This is a genomic window from Paraglaciecola sp., assembly GCF_039964565.1.
Taxonomy (GTDB): Bacteria; Pseudomonadota; Gammaproteobacteria; order Enterobacterales; family Alteromonadaceae; genus Paraglaciecola.
In genome coordinates this window covers 80493-98385 of the sequence record NZ_JBDVXF010000039.1, presented here as the reverse complement: position 1 = coordinate 98385, position 17893 = coordinate 80493, and the positions used below count along the sequence as shown (strand labels likewise).

Genomic DNA, 17893 nt, shown 5'->3' with positions numbered 1-17893 from the left:
AGCAAATCGTTACACTAGCTCCCTAAATTCAGCTTCAATGTCGTAAGGAATGATAAACGTGTCAAAAATGCCCGCTAATGTTTGGCTGTTAACACTAATCCAAGCGTTAACAATGAGCACCGGCACAATGATGGTATTAGCAGGGGCCGTATTAGGAGCCCAGCTTACCCCAGATCCTGCATGGTCAACATTACCCTTGGCGATGAGCATAGTTGGCACCGCAATCGGCGTTTTACCCGTTACCCGTATGATGCAACGCTTTGGCCGTAAACCTATCTTTATTGCCACTACCTTTGGAGGAGCTCTAGCATCACTTTTCGCTGCGGTTAGTATTATTCACCATAGCTTTATCGGACTGGTATGTTGCGCTTTTACCTTGGGGCTCATGTTATCTGCTATACAGCAAATTAGATTTGCCGCAATGGAGTCAGTGGAGCTTGAATTAATGCCTAAAGCGGCTTCGACTGTTTTATTGGGCGGCCTCGTTGCTGCCATCTTGGGGCCAGAGCTAATTACGATTGGACTAATATTCACAACTCAAACCTTTGTTGGTGGATTTTACCTAATGGCCGGCATACTAGTGTTATGTAGTTTGTTATTTACGCAGATTACTAATACTCATGTTGTAGCACAAAAGGCTGCAGATTCAGGCCGTAAACTGAGTCAAATCGTAAAGCAACCAGTATTTGTTCTTGCAGTATCAGCTTCAGTAGTAGGTTATGCTCTAATGAGCTTTATTATGACCGCCACTCCGGTACATATGCACATTCATGAACACTTTTCGTTACAGGATACAAAGTGGGTAATACAAAGCCATATATTTGCGATGTTTTTCCCCTCTTTGTTTAGTGGTTGGTTGATTAACATATTGGGAACGTCAAGAATTATCTATCTTGGTCTATTCGCCTATACCTGCACTATATTGGTGGCGCTGGCTGGTAACCAATGGATGAGCTATTGGGGAGCATTAGTGCTTTTGGGCATTGGTTGGAATTTTCTTTTTGTTGGCGGTACTGTTTTATTGACCCAATGTTATGAACCAATAGAAAGATTTAAAGTACAAGGCTTAAATGAGTTTTTGGTGTTCGGTAGTCAAGCCACAGCCGCTTTGAGTGCGGGGCTATTTCTCAACTTAATTGAATGGCAAGGGTTACTGTTCGCCAGCTTTGTCATTATTGTAATGCAACTGATGGTGGTGGCTAGGCAGCAGTATAGAATGATGAAAACTAATACACAAAACCAACAAGAAGGAGTGTAATGATGTCATTGGCAGTAGGGCGTTACCGCCACTATAAAGGTAATGAGTACGAAGTTATTGGTGTAGCCAAACATTCTGAAGATGAAACACAATTAGTAGTCTATCGGCCACTTTATGGTGAAAGAGGGTTATGGGTTAGGCCTTTAGATATGTTTGTTGAAGAGGTTAAGTTAGGAGAAGAATATGTACCACGATTCAAGTTTATCAAGTGATTTTCACACTATTATGAACTTTAAAATAGCACTGTTAGTTAGATAGTTGCCAGTTCACTTCATGTTGAATCAAGCAATAAGCGAATTTTACACCGAGACGGTATCGCTCATCAGGGCTAACTTACCTAGCCGTTTTTTTGTCATGAGCGCGGCGTTAATATGGCTCGCTGTACATGCAATATATGCACATCTTCAATTTAGAGCGTTCGAAGGTAGTGAAAAGGCGCTGGGTTGGATAGTAGGTTGGTACGAATTAAGTCCTTGGTTTATCGCATACATATTTCACACTATTGCGTTATATACATTTACAAAAATTATCGAATCCAAAGAAAGGCCACTAGGACAACGGATAATATTGCACACTATTAGTATGGGACTATTACTTGTCGCTAATTGGCTTAGCTCTACAGGGTTATTTTTTGTTATCACTCAAGCTGACTTCGCCACTTTTATTCCATTTTTATTGAAAATGTTATCAACCACTATTCAACTTGATTTTCTGATTTGTTTTGGATTATTGAGCATGTGTCTTGGATTGTGTTTTCATGATAAGCGAATCCAAGAAAGGCTAGACTTCAAAAACCTTCAAACCGCGCTTATTGACGAACAGCTTAAAACTTTAAGGACGCAACTTAACCCGCACTTTTTATTCAATGCACTCAACACGGCCGTCAGTCTAATTAGATTAAAACGCGACGAAGAAGCGGTACAGGCGTTAGCAGAGTTAAGTAGCATGTTACGAAAAATTTTAGAACATAAGCATGACACTGGCTCTAAGGTTAAAGAAGAAGTTGCCTTTATCAAAAACTATCTTTGCATTCAACAAATGCGGTTTTCTGATAAGTTAGATGTCAAAATATCTGTTGAAGAAAACTGTTTAGAACTAGAAATTCCTAATATGTTGCTACATCCTTTAGTTGAGAATGCGGTACAACATGGCTCTCAACTCGAGTCAAATCGAAACCTTGTAGATTTGAAGGTTAGCCGCAATGAAGACCAATTACTGGTAAAGTTAACGAATAAAGTTGCGGAGAATGATCAACACAAGGGCTTTGGTATCGGAGTTTCCAACACCAAAGACCGTTTAGCAAAGTTATATAAAAACTATCGTTTAGATTTAAGCGCCAACCGTGATGGCTTTTTTGAAACCACTCTAATCATTCCTATTAGTGACGCCAATGTTTGACATTTTAATAGCAGACGATGAACAACTAGCTCGAGAAACAGTTAAATATCTATTGGCACAGTGCGAACAAGTAGGCAAAGTTTATGAAGCAAATAATGGGAAATCTGCATTACAATTAGCCCGCCTATATCACCCTAAGATAGTTTTACTGGATATTGAAATGCCAATTGTCGATGGTATTGAGGTAGCCGAACAATTGCCTAAAGAAACAAGCATCATTTTTATCACTGCTTTTAACCATTTCCAGAATAGAACGCATTCCAGAGAATATTCTGATTATTTGTTAAAACCCTTTAAAGATGAAGAATTCTATCAATGTCTTCACAAAGCCTGCACCATTCAACACAGACTCTCAACATAAAATTGACTAGAGACATCTTTAGGTGAATATCCCCACTGTCATTGTCCACAATAAAGCCGCTAGAATTGCGGCATAGGTGGCGGGTACAATTTGTGACTTAACGTGGTCCATTAAATCGCACCCAGTAGTCATGGAGCTTAGGATTGTGGTGTCTGAAATAGGTGAACATTGATCACCATACACGCTACCATTTAGAATAGTTGCAAAACATACCATCATAAAGAGTTCTGGATTGTCTAACCCTTGTGTCTGGGCAATAGTCCAAGCCAAAGGCAAACCTAAAGGGAAAGCGATGGCGTACGTTCCCCAACTCGTACCGGTAGAAAATGCGATAACCATAGTCATTAGCTGTAAAATTATCGGTAAACACCAAAATGGGATATGCTCACCTAAAGATTCAACTAAATAGATACCACCCCCCAATTGTTTGCTTAACACTCCGATTGTTAAGGCGAACATCAAAATGACCGAAGCCACCACAACGCCCTTTAATCCATTTCCAAAACCATCTAAGACATGTTTTAGTGACATCCCTTTGGCCAGCGCAATAAAAATAGACAGAAACAAAGCTCCCGAAAAAGCCCAATGTATCTGCGGTGTTCCTGTAGTAAAAAAAGATCCAATCGCAATGACAATCAAGCTAACCAAAGGTAAAACAAACTCCAATCTATGGGCCGAATAACCTTCAGGTACTTGGCTCTCGTGTAGTTCTTTGGCACTAATTGGTGACGCGGTCGGCCCATCTAGTGCGCCAGTTTCTCTCGCTCGCTTATTTGCCTTTTTAAGAAGCGGGCCGCTGAAAGTGGTGATATTCAAACTTAATAGCAAAGTACCTACTACTGCAAAAATAGCGTAAAAACTAAAGGGAACACTGGCAAAAAAGAACGCTATCCTATCACTTTCTGTGGCTAAGAATGCCACGCCAGGTATGAACAAGAAAACTTGAATATAAGCAGGCCATGCATTAAACGCAATAATGGACGCAATCGGTGACGCAGTAGAGTCAACCACATAACTCAGCTCTTCATGGCTAACCCCCGCCTTATCCGCTATTGGTTTAACCGTTGTGCCTACTAATACGGTACTCATAGTGCCCCCCTGAAAAAACACTAATCCTAAAAACCAAGTGACAACTTTGGCGGAACGTGGCCCTTTGACATAATGCTGGCTCATATGATCGGCAAAGGCTTTGGCGGCGCCAGTTTTCGCCCAAATCCCCATGAGGCCTCCGAGTAACCATAAGTACAAAATAAGTATGGAAGCAGCACTTGCTGTACCTATATTGGGGATAAATACTTCATGAGTAATATCAAAGCGTCCTAACATGACTGCCCCAGTTACAATTCCTCCAAACAATGCAACTAAAGGCTCTCGGGTCATTAAGCACAGTGCTACAGCCACAAATGCTGGCAACAAAGACCACATTCCAAAATGAAAATCTGCTTTAAGCAACACCACGTTATCAATAGTCCCCCTATATACCCATTGTTGACTGACTGGAGGTTTCGTATTTTGTTTGTCTAACGCTGATTGCCTAAGCGGAGAGTTTTCGTAAGGCACTTGGTTAGTAATCAACACCTCCTGACCGTTTGCCCGATAGGCTAGTTGTCCTAATTCATTGTTGTACGTTTGATACGATAACTGGGATTCGACCCAAGTTGGACTGACTTGAAAATTCACGTAAAGAGCACTGAGCAGACTGATGATAAAGAATATAAAGCTAATGCGTTTTGTAAATTCAAACATACAGGTTATCTTATGGACACTATTTGCAGCTTAGTTTGTCTGTACTTGCTACAAACGTCTAGATTTACTTCTTATAAAATGAGGAATAATAGCCATGAAATCCAAAATTCTTTTAATTACAGCGATGACGGCAGTTTTTTCAACGAGTACTAGTTTTGCACAAGACAATTGGGCAAACACCCAAATCCTAAGTCAACATGTAAGTGGCTCGGTGCACATGTTAGAGGGTATGGGAGGAAACATTGGCGTGTCAGCCGGTGATGAGGGAATACTCATCATTGATGACCAATTTGCGCCTCTCGCCGAAAAAATAGCGGCAGCTATTGGCGAGATAGCGAAAACCCCAATGAAGTACGTAGTAAATACTCACTATCATGGAGATCACACCGGTTCTAATAGTTATTTTTCTGAAATTAAAGGTAGCACTATCTTTGCACATCACAATGTGCGCAAACGCTTAGCCGCTAAAGAAGAGCACACCCACAGCGAATTACCCGTTGTGACTTATCAACAAGGAGTCACCTTTCATTTTAATGGTGACACTATAAAAGTTATGCATTTACCCTCTGGGCATACCGACAGCGACAGCGTCATCTGGTTTGAAGAAGCGAATGTTTTACACCCAGGAGATTTATTCTTTGAAGGCCGTTTTCCCTACATTGACCTAGATGGAGGTGGTACGGTTTCAGGTTATATTAAGAACGTAAAACAACTCATTGCTATGCTAAAAGATGACACAAAAATCATCCCAGGCCACGGTAACTTAGCCTCGAAAGCTGACTATCAAAAAGCTCTGGATATGATTGTTGATACAGCGGCCATAGTTAAAGGCATGAAAACCAAAGGTGTAAGTATTGAAGATGCAGTAAAACAAGGCCTAGGTGAGAAATATAAAGGTTGGTCGTGGAACTTCATCACGGAACAAAAGTGGATCACGACTTTGTATAATGGGCAGTGACCCACAGGTCTAAACCAGTGATCTTTACCCCCGCTAACGAGCAACAACTCTTACAGCTTAAGAATTGGTTTTCTGATCATCGTGCTATGTATACTTGGGGAGGTCCAAACATGACCTACCCTATTTCTGACAAAACCTTTCTTAAATTCTTGACTGCAAATCATATCAACTCATATTGCCTATTAAACGATGAGCAACAACTGCTAGCGTTTGGCCAATTTTATCGACGATTAGAACATCACCATCTTGGAAGGCTTGCAGTCAACCCCAAGTTTCGGGGTAAAGGATTAGCAAAAATACTCATCAAGCTGCTCCTTGAACAAGCTTATTCGCAACAGCCTGCCAAAGGAGCTTCTCTATTTGTTTTCAGAGATAACGAAGTGGCATATCGCTGTTATCAATCACTGGGGTTTATTGAAACAGATTATCCCGAGACCCCCTTCCCTGGTAATATGCAAAATTGTGCCTATATGAGAAAAGACAGTATTTCCGACTGTTAGCCAATGACTTGCGGATTCTGTTTTAGACCTAATGAGCTTTTAAAAAACGCCTTTCACCTGCAATCCACGTTTCAAGTACTTGCGTTTTCCATATATCTTGGGGGGAGATGGTAAATATATCTTGGTCTATCAAAATAAAGTCCGCCCATTTTCCTACTGTTAAGCCGCCTAAGATAGTCTCTTGATGAGCAGCGTAAGCCGCATCGATGGTAAATCCACGAAACGCTTGTTTAACCGTCACTGATTCACTAGGTATCCAACCATCATCCGGGCGATTATTGCGATCTTGCCTAGTGACTGCTGCGTGCAAACCGAAAAATGGATTGGAAAGTTCAACCGGAAAATCAGAACCAAAAGCAACCGGGGAACCTTGTTTCAAAAAAGTTTGCCAAGCATAAGCTCCCTTTAACCTTTGGGCTCCAAGTCTATCTTTTGCCATATTCATATCGCTAGTGGCGTGTGTGGGCTGCATTGCAGGAATAATACTTAGGTCTTTAAAACGTGGAATATCATTTATATTGATCACTTGGGCATGTTCAACTCGATTTCGTAGAGCGCGACCACCTACCCGACTAAAACTGTCAGCAAACTGGTCTAACGCTAAACGGTTGGCTCTGTCACCTATAGCGTGAAAATTTAGTTGGAATCCATGACCTAAAACCAAATCAAATAGTGGCTTTAAGTCATTTTCTCGTGTTACCAATAACCCACTATTATCCGGGGCATCAGAGTAGGGCTCCAACAAAGCGGCACCGCGGCTACCCAAAGCTCCATCACCGTAAGCTTTTACACTTCTTATGGACAACCAATCGTATTGATCCTGCACATGGCCAGTTTTTAATAGTTCCTTAAGTACCGGGGATGTTGCCGCAATCATTGGATAAATGCGCACCGGAAGTGAGTGCTCAGCGACGCGTCTTTTGTAGTAGTCATAGACGGCTTTACCCATACCGGCATCATGCACACTAGTTATACCTTCAGACAAAAGATGACTACCTGCAGCGTTCAGCTGCGCTGCTAAGGTTGCTTCCGAGGTTTTAGGCAAATGCTTAAGCAATAAATTTTCAGCATTATCAATTAAAATACCAGTTGGATTGCCGCGATCGTCACGCATGATTTTTCCACCAGGAGGATCCAGTGTATCTTTAGTAATTCCTGCGATTTCAAGGGCTTTGCTATTTACCCAACTAGCATGACCATCTACCCGCGACAACATCACTGGTTTGTTCTTAACATATTCATCTAATAAATTAGCATTAGGAAACGCTTTGCTTGGCCACAGAACTTGATTCCACCCTCGGCCAATGATCCAAGGTGATTGTTGTTGACTCTTAGCATATGCCTGCACCATTTTTGCGGCATCTAATGCTGATTGACTCTCTCGCAAATCAACTTGTAAGATGCTTCCGCCTAAGCCCATCACATGCCCGTGGGCGTCGATTAATCCTGGTAACAATACTCTATTCTTGCCGTCAATTTGGGTAGCTCTAGGGAAACCTTGATTAAGCTCAGCGCCACCAATCGCAATCACTTTACCGCCATCAAAAACCATGTTTGAAAAGCGTATAAGCTCACCTGAATTATCTAAGGTGTAACCTTTTACATTTTTGATATGAGTTTGAGCGGCAAACGTTATGGAACTGACCAATAGTAAAAAACTAGTAAGTATTATTTTCACAAGCAAATCCAACAGAGAGTTTTGCTTAACTTGCCCTAGATTTTATCTAGATGCAAAAAAATCATTAAATAAGCAAAACGGCAAATATTTAAAAGAAGTGTTTAAGAAACACAGGAACTAGTTGCAGGCAATTAATCCATTAACAAGAGTAACTGAACCACTATAACGAATCAGTTCTTGGCCCTTTGAATCTAAGATTATTGCTTGATTCATGTTTTTTGGTAGGTCGTACCGATGACGTAATTGATTACGAAACCGGCCACTTATTTCAACGTGAGGTGCAACCTTTCGCCAGTTATTTAAATCTATAAACTGAATCTTCTGTTTTTTGATTTGTGTATCCAATTGGGAAATTTCATCATTGAAATATTTGTCGGCTGAACGTTTTAGAGAATAAACAATAGTACACTTAGCTTGAGCAAAGACGGCGTCTTTGGCTGTCACTGCCTGCGGAATTGATACCAGTTGCAACAATATTATGCTTACCAAATACCGCAATCTATTAGTTCCTCGGAAACGTTACAGTGAATACAAATTATACTAAGCATAGAACCTAATCAAATTTTCGCGTTAAATCAACATACTAGGTACATTTAGCAAATGATCGTCGTTCCAGATTTGGCTCATCTTTTGTTGATCTATATTGCCACCAGATAAAACTACCAAAACTTTTTGTGGCTCAGATTGCGACTTAAGCCATTCAATTACGGCCCCCATACTCATCGCGCTAGTGGGTTCAACGTGCACCTTTAGCAAGTGCTGCAACCACTGAGTCCAATAGGCAATTTTTTCTTCATCTATTTCATAAAAGCCGTCTAATGATTGTAAGTGAGGGAACGTTTCCCTGCCCACTTGTAAAGTTGCTGCACCATCAGCCAAGGTATTTGGCTGTGCTGATAACGACTGAATAATCCCACTACGTAAAGATTCTGCGGCGTCGTTGGCGAGCAAAGGTTCAACTCCAATAACCTTTGCCGTTGGATTTAAAGCTTTTGCGCTAACTAGTGTACCCGAAACTAGACCGCCTCCACCTACCGGTGCAAATACAGCATTGACGTCGCCAACTTGCTTATGAGCTTCAAGCATTACAGTACCTTGACCGGCAATGATATCTTTGTGATTAAAAGGTGGCGTCCATAACACTCCGGCCTTTTTCGCCGCCGCTGCGACCTTTTCATCCGCCTCTTTTCTCGTGGCGCTTAAATCAAGTGTCGCCCCATAATATTGTGTGGCTGCGGCTTTGACTTTCGAAATATTCTGGGCACTATAAATCGTTGCCTTTACACCCAACACTTTAGCGGCGTACGCGACTGCTTGGGCATGATTTCCAGAACTGCTGGCTATCACCTGAGCCCCTAACTTGCTGTCATCCTTGGCCTTTAACATCATGTTTAACGCACCACGTAACTTAAATGCTCCGGTTGTTTGGAAACATTCTGCTTTGAATAATATTTCATGGCCTAGCCAGCTGTTTAATAATTGCGATTCAAGTATCGGCGTGTTCTTAATATATCGACTGATACGCTTTTCGGCAGATTGCACATCAGCAAAAGTCACATTGGGCATATAGTGTTATTCATTATAAAGGCTAATTAACGTTGCATGATGGTAGCTTGTAGTTGCTATTTTCGCATCAACAATTATGCTGACTGCTGGTTAAATTGTTGAAGGATACAAAAATGGGTTTACTTGATGCTTTACTCGGCAACGCTTCTGAAATTGACGTCAACGAAGTGGCAGAAGAATTAGCACCAATAATTGGTGAAACTGAGAACATACAACAAGTTTTTAAAGTGGTTAGAGATATGTATGTATTCACTAACAAACGTCTAATCCTGATTGATAAGCAAGGGATGACAGGCCGTAAAGTTGATTACCATTCAATTCCATATCGCGCTATTACGCAATTCAAAATCGAGACCGCAGGGCACTTTGATTTAGATGCGGAACTCAAAATTTGGGTATCTGGCCAAGATAAGCCGATTGAAAAAGAGTTGAAAAAGGATACTGTGGTAGGTATCCAGCAAACTTTAGCCACTCATATGTTTGCATAATCGCTCTATGATATTGACAAATTTTTGCCTTAGTACTCAATGCTAAGGCAAAAAAACGTCATTTTAGCTACGTAATAAGTTGCAGGTTAGCTATGTTAAAAACCGCTTTGGTATTAGGTTCGACAGGTTTAGTAGGCAAAACCTTGGTTGAGCAACTTTGCCTAGATAATCGTTACCAAACTGTCACATGTTTATTGCGAAAGCCGCTGTCCAATAGTTTTTTCCAGCAAAACTCAGATAAGATTCAGCCCATAGTTATCGATTATGAAAAATTGCAAGATTATCAAGGCTACTTTGGTTGTGAGCACATTTTTGTATGTTTAGGTACAACGATAAAAAAGGCGGGAAACAAAAGTGCGTTTAGAAAAGTAGACTTCGAATACATACATATTGCTGCTCAACTTGCCAGAGCGCAGCGTGCTCAAAGTTTTGTATGGATTTCTTCTGTTGGGGCCAATGCTAAAAGTGCTAATTTTTACTTGCGAGTAAAAGGTGAGTTAGAAAACGCCATATTGGCAATGTCAGGTTTAAACCATGCAGCCGCTGTCAGACCATCTTTGTTATTAGGTGAACGTCAAGAGAAGAGGCCCGCCGAGAAACTTGCCGCAATGTTAAGTCCCTTGTTGTCTCCGCTACTGATAGGTAGGTTAAGCAAGTACAAAGCTGTTAAGGCCTATGATGTGGCGGCTCAGATGATCCGCCTACAGGTATTTTGATGATGCCATTGAATTATGCTTTAGGTAACTCACATCTAACATGACCGGTGACTCAGCTAATTTAGCTAAGCCACTCATCACCCTAGATAACAAGTCAAGCAAACCTGCTCAATGTCGCACAATTGGTAGCCTGAAAATTACTGGAATAATTCCAACTCGTCAATTTCCACAAACATTTTGTCACCATAATTATTTAGCACTTCAAAGCGGAAAAATCTTGCGGTGATAGCGTCCTCGAAATCCCCCCCTGTTGACTCGCCCAAAGACAAGAAGAACTCGGTTTCTTCTGTAAATTCTTCGCCATCTGTTGATACGTATAAAGCAATATTTTTAGGACTTCTACCTAATTCCAACGACTGCTTATTAATCTTAATTAGGATACCTGTAAGTGTGACTTGTTTGCCAAAATCAACTTGCAACCAAGGTGTGATATGGTTGCCATTATCATCTACGTTTTTCGCCATCCAAATACCACGACTGATTTTATTACTTGCGTCTTGATTATCCTTTTGATTGTAGACAAAACCATCAAATGCAGCTTCTGGCGCATCTTGCCCATAAAAACTACTAGCCGAATAACTGTCCGCCGATAAACCGTTAGTATCTATCAACGCCACATTGTTATTTTCTCCCGTTTCTTTTAGTTGCCCATCTGGTGTTCCACTATCTACAACTGAACCATTTTCATATAACTTAGGTAACGCAATAGCTGTCAATTCACAATCATCGGAGTCATAAACGAAATCGACTAAACTTCCGCTGTTTCTCGACAACAATAACGTGTCATACCAACGTTGTCCTACCACTGTATCTAGACTAAAACGGAAGTCATATTGGTCAGCGTTACAATAAATCTCATCCTCTTCATCCACAATCAACACTTTTACATCCACATTGCCATTTGCATTGATAGTTAATTCATTGGCGATGGACTGATATGAAGCTTGTTCAGCAAATGTACTGAAAGACAAAATACCAAGAAAAAAAACGCTTGTTTTTAAGTGACGCATAACAGGTTATCCGGAAGTTATTAATTAGACATGTTCGAATTAGCAATAACGGTGCCAGCCAAAGATCTAATTAATCGGTCCTAGAATTGAACAAAATTAAAAGGAAACTCAAGGCAATACTCTCCATGGAGCTTTGGTTATACGTTGAAAGTGATCCACGTAATATCAACTAAATTCACAACAGTCATTTTATTACGCAAAGGTCACTTCATTTCACATGTTAAAAGAGAAGTGCAGCCCATAAAAATAGGTAAACCTTTTCCGCCTAAAGAGCTTTCCTCCTAATTAATCGGCAACGCTATGCCATTTAAAAATCTTTATTAAAGACTGACGTTCTTATATCTTTGTAACCTATATAGATTTCCAATAGGGCTGCTAACTTAGTAGCGTGACCTTAGCCTGATAAGAGTTTGAATGGGATTTAAATTTAAACAATTTACTATTGAAGACTATGCGTGCGCGATGAAAGTAGGTACTGATAGTCTAATGTTGGGCAGTTGGGTACAAAGTCACGATGCTCAAAAGATTTTAGATATAGGTACTGGCAGCGGATTATTAGCCATTATGCTGGCTCAAAAGTCACAGCAAGCTTGTATAATCGACGCTATTGATATCGACGCTGCAGCAATTTCGCAAGCCAGAGACAATGCTAAAAATTGCCCATGGGAAGCACAACTGTCTTTCCACAATATTGACCTGCAAACATTTTGTAGCGCCACAGCGTATGATTTAATTGTCAGTAATCCTCCATATTTCCCGATTAATATTAGAGTCAATAAGACCCAATCGGCTAAGAATCGACTAAATGCACGGCAAACCCTAGCGTTAGATCACCCAACACTTTTGCGAGCGGTTAGTACGCTTCTATCATCCGATGGAAAATTTTGTTGTGTATTACCTATGGATATAGCGACACTGTTTATAACAGAGGCTGAATCAGTGGGCTTGTTTTGTACACGCGAACTGCAAGTACAACCTAAACCATCCTCACCCGTAATCAGGTTGCTATTAGAATTTACCCCGACCAAAACAAGCAAAAACTCGGAAAGACTCACTATTTACAACCACCTAAATCAATATACCCAGGAGTATAAAAAGCTTTGTAAAGATTACTATCTGAATTTTTGACGGCTTTAACTTTTGACAGCTACAGCGCTTATCCACTATCTTTTGATACATAGGTTGTAATTAAACTTCTGGTAGTCTTGGGGAGAGATTATGAAAATATATGAATTACCCAAATCCATTTCTTCGTTGATTAACGAATTACAAGTCGTACAAATTGATTGGCAAAACATACCTATACAAATCCCCAAATTCGCGGTTTATGCAATTTTAGAAAACCCATTATTTGATCAGTTTATGTTTAGAAATGGTAAGAGAATTGGATTACTGCAACTTGGTCAATACACAGTTCCAGTAATAGAACCTTTTCGTGCAGATACAGAATTTCATGCAAATTTTGCGGTAATTATTAGCCATAACAGAGGTAATCATTTTGGTTTATATGGATTCCCCGCCGACAATCTCGAGGCCGACCTAAGACTTTCGCGGTCTGATGGCGCTGCGAATACAATTGTTAGTGAATACCTATAACAAAAAAATTAAGGCAAAGTTTAAACACTTAAACACCTCTTGGTTAGAATTTTAGTGGTAGAAGTTTTCTGAAAACTAGGCGTCTCGAACCAGTCCTTTTTCAATACTGCGGATTAATCTTTGAGTTAAGCGGCTATCGTCTGAAGATATTTCAGCAGCTTTATTGTGTTGCTGTTCTAAAGCCCAATAAATATGCTCTCTTACAAGTTCTGTTGTTTGGCCTAGTGCGTTATGCAACACAGTCACAATTTCTTCGCTGTAATTAGCGTTTCCCAATCCCACGGCTAAATTACGTTGCCAGCGTTCGAATCCAATCCGTCTAATCGGCGACCCTTCAGTATTTTTTAGAAAAGTAACTTCGTCCCAAGCAAACAGGTCAATGAGATCTTGGCTCATAAGTTTTTTTCTGGGGTGAAAATCTGCTTCGTCAGTAATATTGGCGTAACGATTCCACGGACAAATAAGTTGGCAATCGTCACAGCCGTACACACGGTTACCAATCAAAGCTCGGTATCGAATTGGAATGGCCCCCTTTTGCTCTATTGTCAGATAAGAAATACAGCGCCTAGCGTCCACTACATAAGGTTCGACAATTGCTTGGGTGGGACAAATTGTGAGACAGGCAGTGCAACTGCCACAATTTTCAGTCACCGGCTTATCAACTGGCAAAGGGATATCTACAAACAACTCCCCTAAGAAGAACCAAGATCCAGCTTGACTATTAATCGTAAGTGAGTGCTTACCTGTCCAACCTATCCCTGCTTTTTGGGCAATTGCATGCTCTAACACTGGCGCAGAATCAACAAAGGGACGAAAGTTTAATTCAGCGCATTCTTGCTTTATTTTCTCGCCCAACTTTTTTAAACGTGCGCGCAGCAACTTATGATAATCGCGACCAAGAGCATAGCGGCTGATATATGCTTGTTGCTTTTTTTTTAACGTTTTTGCGAATTTTGCATCGGGAGGTAGATAATCCATTCTGACGCTGATTACACGCATGGTTCCAGGCAATAGTTCTGCTGGCCTCGCGCGTTTCATGCCGTGCTCCGACATATAATGCATGTCCCCGGCATAGCCTTTTTCTAGCCATGATTTTAGGTGAGATTCATGTTGTTCTAGATCAACATCACAAATACCTACTTGTTGAAAACCTAGCGCTTTCCCCCAAGCCTTGATATTTTCAGCCAAAGACAACAATTCAGAAGTGGTAGGAGACGACATTGACAAACCTGTTAACCGAGCAAGCGGCTCAAATTCTAGCACATAAAATTGTGAGTTCAGAACAAGTGAAGTTATTGGAGTCTAAAGCCGCCCAAATGGCTGGATGTAGTATGTTCGAATTAATGCAACGCGCTGGCGACACTGCCTTTCAAAAATTAATACAATATTGGCCTAACGCACAAAATATTATCGTTGTTGCTGGCAATGGTAATAATGCAGGTGATGGCTATGTGTTAGCTAAATTAGCGTTAAATAACGGCATGAGGGCGATTGTGGTATGCCAAGACCCTAACAAAGCACTCCAAGGTGTAGCAAAACAAGCGCAATCACAATGGAATGACGCTGGGGGTCTTACACTAAAATTTACAGAACAAGATTTTAGCAAATTTGATGTAATTGTGGACGCTTTGTTAGGCACGGGAGTACAAGGAGAAGTTAAACCTAATTTTCAGACCGTTATACAAAAAATGAACCTCTCCAAGCAACCTGTATTGAGTATAGATTTACCTTCGGGGATGAATGCCAATACCGGAGAAGCATTGCCTATTAGTGTTATTGCAGATGTCACAGTTAGTTTCATTGCAGTTAAACCTGGATTGGTTACTGGAGTGGGTAAAGAAACTTGCGGCAAGCTTAGTTTTGCCGACTTGCGTATTGCTTCTGAGTTTTTTGGTATTGCTCAGAGCACAGCCCAATTAGTCGATTGGAAAGCATTGCAACCAATAAAACCCAGAACTGAAAACGCCAACAAAGGTTCTTTTGGAAAACTATTATGTATTGGCGGTAATCAAGGAATGGGAGGAGCAATTCGACTCAGTGCTGAAGCGGCGCTGCGATGCGGCACAGGGTTAGTAAAAGTTTATTGCCACTCTGCAAGTTGTTTAGCTATTGCTTCGGGTCGTCCAGAAATAATGATTGTAGATAAAGACCTTGAAACTGCATTGCAATGGTGTTCCGGCATTATTATTGGCCCAGGATTAGGTCAAGACCCGTGGGCTCAACAACAGTTTAATGATGTGATGACTTACCTTAAAAAACAACCTAAACCTTTGGTCATTGATGCTGACGGATTAAATGTATTAGCGACGAAAAGTGATACTAAAGCACTCTTGGATACGTTTACGCAATTACCTGCGCTGATCTTAACTCCTCACCCTGGAGAAGCGAGTCGTTTACTTGGCTGTAATATTCCTCAAATTGAAAACAATAGGTATTTGGCTAGCAAAACTATCTCTCAGAAGTTTAACGCTATATGTGTACTAAAAGGCGCAGGCACGATAATTCAATCTAATAGCCCAAATCCAAAGGATAGATGCTGGGTATGCACTGGAGGTAATCCTGGCATGGCAACCGCGGGGATGGGTGATTTATTAACCGGTGTTATTGGCTCTTTTTTAGCGCAAGGAATGTATTCGGATCAGGCAGCTGTTTATGCCGTAAGTGCTCATGCCGAAGCAGCAGACAGAATTGCACTACAATTCGGTCAACGTGGTATGATTGCCACAGATCTATTTCAACCTTTGCGAGCCATTGTTAACGGACTATGAGCAATTCAATTACTTCTCCGATTGAGGATTTACCCTCTAGACATTATGACTTAATAGATGAACAAGCCACTGTTGCTTTGGCTGAGAAATTGTCGCAGCGATGTCATCAAGGCATGGTGATCTACCTTGAGGGCGATTTAGGCGCTGGTAAGACGACTTTTAGCCGCGGTTTTATCCGAGGGCTAGGGCATAAAGGTAAGGTCAAAAGCCCTACTTACACTTTAGTTGAGCCCTATGAATTAGCACAATGGCGAGTGTTTCATTTTGACTTGTACCGCTTGTCTGATCCTGAGGAGTTAGAGTTTATGGGCATTCGTGACTATTTTGACGCAGATTGTATTTGTTTAATTGAATGGCCAGACAAAGGCGCTGGACTCTTGGCATTAGCGGATTTACACATTAGTATTGAATATACGCAAGCAGGACGCGCGTTATCGATGCAGGCAAAATCGGCAAAAGGTTCGGATTTGCTTAAACTTTTAGACTAGAATAATAATAATGCAAACGTGTAGCTTTAAAAAACTCAATCTAACCTTAATCAGTTTTTTACTGATGGCTTTTAGCACTGTAGGTTTTGCTAAAAATAGCATCGAAGGATTGCGTATATGGCCTTCACCGAATACCACGCGTTTAGTTTTTGACTTAGAAAATACGCCAAGCTACACCTACTTCACATTAAAAAACCCACAACGATTAGTTGTCGACATCGAAAATACCCCTAAAAATTTCGATTTCTCAAAAGTTGTAAATGACAGTAAGTTAGTCAAAAAAGTGCGTTACAGTACCGCTAAAAATCCTCAATCAGTACGCGTTGTGATTGAGTTATCCAAACCGCTGGAAAAAAATATTTTCGCTTTACCTCCTACCGCTCCTTATGGGGACCGATTAGTCATTGACCTAAATGATCCTGACTCTGCAGCACCTCAAATTGTATTAAATTCAAAATCCTCCAATGATAGAGACATAATAATTGTTATCGATGCCGGACACGGTGGTGAAGACCCAGGCTCGATCGGACGAGCGGGTAGTTATGAAAAAAATGTCACCTTGGGAATAGCAAAACGTTTAGAAAAGCTGATAGCCAATGAAAAAGGCATGAAACCAATAATGACTCGTACTGGGGATTATTATATTTCGCCCAACAAACGACCTCAAATTGCCAGAAAACATAAAGCTGATATGTTTGTATCAATACACGCTGATGCGTTTACCACACCACAACCAAGTGGAGCGTCAGTGTGGGTATTATCTATGAAACGAGCCAATACAGAATTGGGGCGCTGGATGGAAAGTACAGAACGTCATTCAGAACTATTAGGTGGAGCTGCTGAAATTATCCAAGATACCGCTAATGAACGTTATCTTGCCGAAGCGTTTCTCGATATGTCTATGGATTACTCTCTTACCACGAGTTACGACGTGAGTCGCGATATGATTAAACATTTGAGTAAGGTAACAAAGCTACATAAAAAAATCCCCCAAGCGGCGAGCCTTGCGGTATTAACGTCTCCAGATATACCGTCAATTTTGGTGGAAACAGGATTTATCTCTAATCCTCAAGAAGAGAAAAACTTAAATTGGTCTCAATATAGACAAAAATTGGCCGTGTCTGTATTCAATGGACTCAAACAACACTTTAAAGGCTCACCTCCTGATGGCTCGTTATGGGCCAAATGGAAACAAGAAAAACGCACACATAGAGTCCGTAGTGGAGAATCCTTATCGTTACTTGCGCAACGTTATAATGTGCGTGTTAGTACACTAAAAAAAGCCAATAATTTAAATACCGATGTGGTGCGTATTGGACAAGTGCTAACTATCCCGAGTACCTAATCCATCCCACAAACACT

19 protein-coding genes are annotated in these 17893 nt (G+C 40.9%); 13 read left to right on the top strand and 6 right to left on the bottom strand.

Annotated elements, in window-relative coordinates; translation table 11 throughout:
- Positions 1 to 49 precede the first annotated feature (49 nt).
- From ABJK37_RS17500 to ABJK37_RS17485, 4 genes are all read left to right on the top strand, one after another.
- Complete coding sequence (locus ABJK37_RS17500; protein WP_348356628.1) at positions 50 to 1258, top strand: MFS transporter; 1209 nt, start codon at positions 50 to 52, stop codon at positions 1256 to 1258.
- Positions 1259 to 1260: 2 nt separating this feature from the next.
- Complete coding sequence (locus ABJK37_RS17495) at positions 1261 to 1470, top strand: DUF1653 domain-containing protein (RefSeq protein ID WP_348356763.1); 210 nt, start codon at positions 1261 to 1263, stop codon at positions 1468 to 1470.
- 61 nt (positions 1471 to 1531) lie between these two features.
- Positions 1532 to 2656, top strand: a complete 1125-nt coding sequence (locus tag ABJK37_RS17490) for a histidine kinase (RefSeq protein ID WP_348356626.1) — start codon at positions 1532 to 1534, stop codon at positions 2654 to 2656.
- Positions 2649 to 3017: a response regulator gene (locus ABJK37_RS17485; RefSeq protein ID WP_348356624.1), complete on the top strand. Its 369-nt coding sequence runs from the start codon at positions 2649 to 2651 to the stop codon at positions 3015 to 3017. The genes ABJK37_RS17490 and ABJK37_RS17485 overlap by 8 nt, the downstream gene beginning before the upstream one ends.
- 18 nt (positions 3018 to 3035) lie before the next feature.
- On the opposite strand, the gene ABJK37_RS17480 is transcribed toward ABJK37_RS17485, so the two are convergent.
- Entirely contained in the window at positions 3036 to 4763 is a 1728-nt protein-coding gene (locus ABJK37_RS17480) for a Na+/H+ antiporter NhaC family protein (RefSeq protein WP_348356622.1), read from the bottom strand.
- Positions 4764 to 4857: 94 nt separating this feature from the next.
- Between ABJK37_RS17480 and ABJK37_RS17475 the strand changes: the two genes are divergently transcribed.
- Positions 4858 to 5721 carry an MBL fold metallo-hydrolase gene (locus ABJK37_RS17475; RefSeq protein ID WP_348356620.1) on the top strand — a complete coding sequence of 288 codons (864 nt, stop codon included), beginning with the start codon at positions 4858 to 4860 and terminating at the stop codon, positions 5719 to 5721.
- 17 nt (positions 5722 to 5738) lie between these two features.
- Entirely contained in the window at positions 5739 to 6221 is a 483-nt protein-coding gene (locus ABJK37_RS17470; protein ID WP_348356618.1) for a GNAT family N-acetyltransferase, read from the top strand.
- A gap of 28 nt (positions 6222 to 6249) precedes the next feature.
- Here ABJK37_RS17470 and ABJK37_RS17465 read toward each other — a convergent pair whose 3' ends face one another.
- The 3 genes from ABJK37_RS17465 to ABJK37_RS17455 all read right to left on the bottom strand — a co-directional run bounded on the left by ABJK37_RS17465 (position 6250) and on the right by ABJK37_RS17455 (position 9465).
- On the bottom strand, positions 6250 to 7899 hold the full coding sequence (locus tag ABJK37_RS17465) for an amidohydrolase (RefSeq protein ID WP_348356616.1): 1650 nt from the start codon (positions 7897 to 7899) through the stop codon (positions 6250 to 6252).
- Between the two features lie 117 nt (positions 7900 to 8016).
- Positions 8017 to 8397 carry a hypothetical protein gene (locus ABJK37_RS17460; protein WP_348356615.1) on the bottom strand — a complete coding sequence of 127 codons (381 nt, stop codon included), beginning with the start codon at positions 8395 to 8397 and terminating at the stop codon, positions 8017 to 8019.
- Positions 8398 to 8469: 72 nt separating this feature from the next.
- Complete coding sequence (locus ABJK37_RS17455; protein WP_348356614.1) at positions 8470 to 9465, bottom strand: serine/threonine dehydratase; 996 nt, start codon at positions 9463 to 9465, stop codon at positions 8470 to 8472.
- 113 nt (positions 9466 to 9578) lie between these two features.
- On the opposite strand from ABJK37_RS17455, the gene ABJK37_RS17450 reads away from it, so the two are divergent.
- Positions 9579 to 9953, top strand: coding sequence for a PH domain-containing protein (locus ABJK37_RS17450; protein WP_215930910.1), 375 nt, complete (start codon positions 9579 to 9581; stop codon positions 9951 to 9953).
- A 92-nt stretch (positions 9954 to 10045) separates the two neighbouring features.
- Positions 10046 to 10669 carry an NAD(P)H-binding protein gene (locus ABJK37_RS17445; RefSeq protein WP_348356611.1) on the top strand — a complete coding sequence of 208 codons (624 nt, stop codon included), beginning with the start codon at positions 10046 to 10048 and terminating at the stop codon, positions 10667 to 10669.
- A 137-nt stretch (positions 10670 to 10806) separates the two neighbouring features.
- Here the strand turns inward: ABJK37_RS17445 and ABJK37_RS17440 are convergent, their stop codons facing one another.
- Positions 10807 to 11679 carry a discoidin domain-containing protein gene (locus tag ABJK37_RS17440; protein WP_348356609.1) on the bottom strand — a complete coding sequence of 291 codons (873 nt, stop codon included), beginning with the start codon at positions 11677 to 11679 and terminating at the stop codon, positions 10807 to 10809.
- 414 nt (positions 11680 to 12093) lie between these two features.
- Between ABJK37_RS17440 and ABJK37_RS17435 the strand changes: the two genes are divergently transcribed.
- Positions 12094 to 12807 carry a methyltransferase gene (locus tag ABJK37_RS17435; protein ID WP_348356607.1) on the top strand — a complete coding sequence of 238 codons (714 nt, stop codon included), beginning with the start codon at positions 12094 to 12096 and terminating at the stop codon, positions 12805 to 12807.
- 90 nt (positions 12808 to 12897) lie between these two features.
- Positions 12898 to 13275, top strand: a complete 378-nt coding sequence (locus ABJK37_RS17430; RefSeq protein WP_348356605.1) for a hypothetical protein — start codon at positions 12898 to 12900, stop codon at positions 13273 to 13275.
- 75 nt (positions 13276 to 13350) lie between these two features.
- Here ABJK37_RS17430 and queG read toward each other — a convergent pair whose 3' ends face one another.
- Entirely contained in the window at positions 13351 to 14496 is a 1146-nt protein-coding gene (gene queG, locus ABJK37_RS17425; RefSeq protein ID WP_348356603.1) for a tRNA epoxyqueuosine(34) reductase QueG, read from the bottom strand.
- Between queG and ABJK37_RS17420 the strand changes: the two genes are divergently transcribed.
- From ABJK37_RS17420 to ABJK37_RS17410, 3 genes are read left to right on the top strand one after another with little or no spacing between them, the layout of a single operon-like run.
- Entirely contained in the window at positions 14496 to 16043 is a 1548-nt protein-coding gene (locus ABJK37_RS17420; RefSeq protein WP_348356601.1) for an NAD(P)H-hydrate dehydratase, read from the top strand. The genes queG and ABJK37_RS17420 overlap by 1 nt on opposite strands.
- The gene (tsaE, locus tag ABJK37_RS17415) at positions 16040 to 16531 is read left to right on the top strand and encodes a tRNA (adenosine(37)-N6)-threonylcarbamoyltransferase complex ATPase subunit type 1 TsaE (RefSeq protein WP_348356599.1); all 492 of its coding nucleotides are present in this window, start codon (positions 16040 to 16042) and stop codon (positions 16529 to 16531) included. Before ABJK37_RS17420 ends, tsaE begins: the two co-directional genes overlap by 4 nt.
- A 10-nt stretch (positions 16532 to 16541) precedes the next feature.
- The gene (locus tag ABJK37_RS17410) at positions 16542 to 17876 is read left to right on the top strand and encodes an N-acetylmuramoyl-L-alanine amidase (RefSeq protein WP_348356597.1); all 1335 of its coding nucleotides are present in this window, start codon (positions 16542 to 16544) and stop codon (positions 17874 to 17876) included.
- The last annotated feature ends 17 nt before the right edge of the window (positions 17877 to 17893 follow it).